The 2863-nt window shown below is 64.9% G+C and carries 3 protein-coding genes; all 3 read left to right on the forward strand.

Going from position 1 to position 2863, the window contains the following annotated elements; genetic code table 11:
• On the forward strand, window positions 1–476 hold a 476-nt coding region (locus IYY11_RS23550), incomplete at its 5' end, for a transposase (protein ID WP_409455204.1).
• 566 nt (window positions 477–1042) lie between these two features.
• Window positions 1043–2572: an IS21 family transposase gene (gene istA / locus IYY11_RS00955; protein WP_196402407.1), complete on the forward strand. Its 1530-nt coding sequence runs from the start codon at window positions 1043–1045 to the stop codon at window positions 2570–2572.
• Window positions 2573–2583: 11 nt separating this feature from the next.
• Window positions 2584–2863, forward strand: a 280-nt coding sequence (locus IYY11_RS00960) for an ATP-binding protein (protein ID WP_196402396.1), incomplete at its 3' end; no start/stop codon positions are given.

Consider the following 2863-nt stretch of genomic DNA (forward strand, 5'->3'; position numbering starts at 1 on the left):
CAGACTGGGTCGTTTACGCCAAGCCTCCCTTCGGCGGCCCCGAGCAGGTCCTTGCCTATCTCGCCCGCTACACGCATCGCGCGGCGATCGCCAACTCAAGGCTCGTAGCCATCAGCGACGACGAGATCGCGTTCACCTACAAGGACTATCGGCGCAACGGGCGCCGGAAGATCATGCGGCTTAAGCCGGAGGAGTTCATGCGCCGCTTTCTGCTGCATGTCCTCCCCGGCGGCTTCCATCGCATTCGTCACTACGGCCTCCTGGCCAGGGGAGACCGCGCCGAAAGACTCGAACTCTGCCGCAAGCTCGCCGCCGCAAATCATCCTGTCGAAGAACCGACTGCCCCCGCCTGCGAGGACGCGCCCACCGCCAAAATCGGCGCCGCCTCGCTGTGTCCCGACTGCGGCGCGCTCATGCGCCGCATCCGCGTCACGCCGCCCTTCAGACCGCGCCCCTTTCACTGTGACACGTCATGAGTTCCGCAATCGCTTTCGCCCGCATCAGCCTTGGTCCTCTCGTTGCGCTTCACGCCGACGAGGCGAAGGCTCACGTCGCCAGCGCGACGAACGCCCCTCCACGGCGCCCTCCAGCCGGACAGCCCCGCACCGCGCGCCGCCAGGATCGAACGTCTTTGACCCATCGGGCCCTTACATCCGTTCGTGAGCGCACGACCGCCGCAACACCGCGCGCCAAAAAGCCTCAGCGTCTCGCGCTTTCCCCATAGCGGCTAACGACCCGTGCCTTCGTTCAATCCGGCTTATGTGAGGTCCGCATTCCCGCGAGCCGAAGCATTGCGCCGCGGACATCACATAACCCTCCAGATTCCGACTGATGGCGCCCCCTAAAACGAGATGAAGGTGCCCATCGATTCCGGAATGATCGCGCCCCCCGATTCCGAGATGATCCCGCCCCCCTTCAACGGAATGATCCCCCGGGTGATTTCGTGCAGTGGCTCACCGCCGCCGTTGGCCTGATCAAGTGATCAAGTCGCTCCTTTGGCAATCCAAGGGGGGAGCGATTCATGCCAGCGGAGCGGATTACGATGCGCCAGGCGCGCGAGATTATTCGGCTGAAGGCCGCGTCGGTTTCAGCGCACGAGATTTCCCGGCGTCTCGGCATGCCGCGTTCGACGGTTCGGGAAGCGCTCGAACGCGCGGAGGGCGCCGGGCTCTCCTGGCCGCTGCCGGAGGGAATGAACGACGACGCGCTGGAGGCGGCGCTTTACGCCAACCGGCGCAGCAAGCGCGGTCACCGGCGCGTCGAAGAGCCGGACTGGGCAAACGTGCATCGCGAGCTGAAGCGCAAGCACGTCACCCTGACGATCCTGTGGGACGAATACATCGCCGAGAACCCCGGCGGCTATCGCTATTCGCGCTTTTGCGAGCTGTATCGCGCCTTCGAGAAAACGCTGTCGGTGACCATGCGGCAGACCCACGCCGCCGGCGAGCGCCTGTTCGTCGATTACGCCGGCGACGGCGTTCCCGTCGTCGTCGACAGGCTCACCGGCGAAGTGCGCATGGGGCAGATATTCGTCGCGGTGCTGGGCGCGTCGAGCTTCACTTTCGCGCGGGCGAGCTGGACGCAGACGCTTCCTGACTGGATCGACGCCCATGTCGGCGCGCTTGAGGCGATCGGCGGCGTTCCGCAGCTCATCGTGCCGGACAACGCCAAGACCGCCATCGTCAAAGCCTGCTTCTACGATCCACAGGTCAACCGCACCTACGCCGACATGGCGGCGCATTACGGCGCCGCGCTTTTGCCGGCCCGGCCCAGAAAACCGCGCGACAAGGCGAAGGTGGAATCGGCGGTGCTGATCGTCGAACGCTGGCTGCTCGGCAGGCTGCGTCGCAAAACCTTCTACAGCCTCGCGGAGGTCAACGCCGCCATCGACGGGATGCTGAAAACTCTCAACGAGGAGCGCCCCATCCGCCGGCTCGGCGTCACCCGTCGCCAATTGTTCGACGAAATCGACCGCCCGGCGTTGAAGGCGCTTCCAGTCGAGCCTTACGAATATTGCGAATGGCGCCTGCACCGCGTCGGCATCGATTATCACGTCGAGATCGACGCGCATTATTACTCCGTGCCCTATCGCTTCGCCCGAGCGCAGGTCGAGGCGCGCCTGACCGTCCGCGGCGTCGAGATTTTTTATCGAGGCGAACGTATCGCCGTGCATCTGCGGATGAGCGGCAACCGCAAGCACACGACGATCTCTGAGCACATGCCGTCGAGCCACCGGCGCTATGCCGCCGGCTGGACCGTTGAACGCATCCGCGAGGACGCCCGCAAGATCGGCCCGGCGACGGCGGCGCTCTGCGAGCAGATTCTGGAGGCGCGGCCTCATCCCGAACAGGGCTATCGCGCCTGTCTGGGCATTGTTCGCCTCATCGGCCCTTATGGATCCGAGCGCGTCGAGGCCGCAGCGGAACGCGCCATCGAGATCGGCGCGAAGACCTATGGCTCGATCAAATCCATCCTCGACAACAAGCTCGATCGGAAGCCGGCGCCAAAGCGCGCCGCGGACGCGGCTCCGATCCTTCACCCCAATATCCGCGGCCCGCGCTACTATCATTAGGAGACAGCGACTTGCTTAAACATCCCACCCTCGACCAGCTTCACGTCCTCGGCCTTTACGGAATGGCCAAGGCCTTCGCCGAACTCGCAGAGACAGATGAGGCGAAAGGGATCGACCGCAACGACTGGCTCGCTCTGCTGCTTGATCGAGAAGCGTCTCTTCGACGCGACAAGCGGCTGACGGCCAGGCTGCGCGCAGCAAAACTCCGCCAGCAGGCCAGCATCGAAGACGTCGACTACCGCGCCGCGCGCGGGCTCGACCGCGCCCTGTTCCAAAAGCTCGCCGAAGGCC

Origin of the sequence: Methylocystis sp. H62 (assembly GCF_015709515.1) — a bacterium.
In the GTDB taxonomy this organism is placed as follows: domain Bacteria; phylum Pseudomonadota; class Alphaproteobacteria; order Rhizobiales; family Beijerinckiaceae; genus Methylocystis.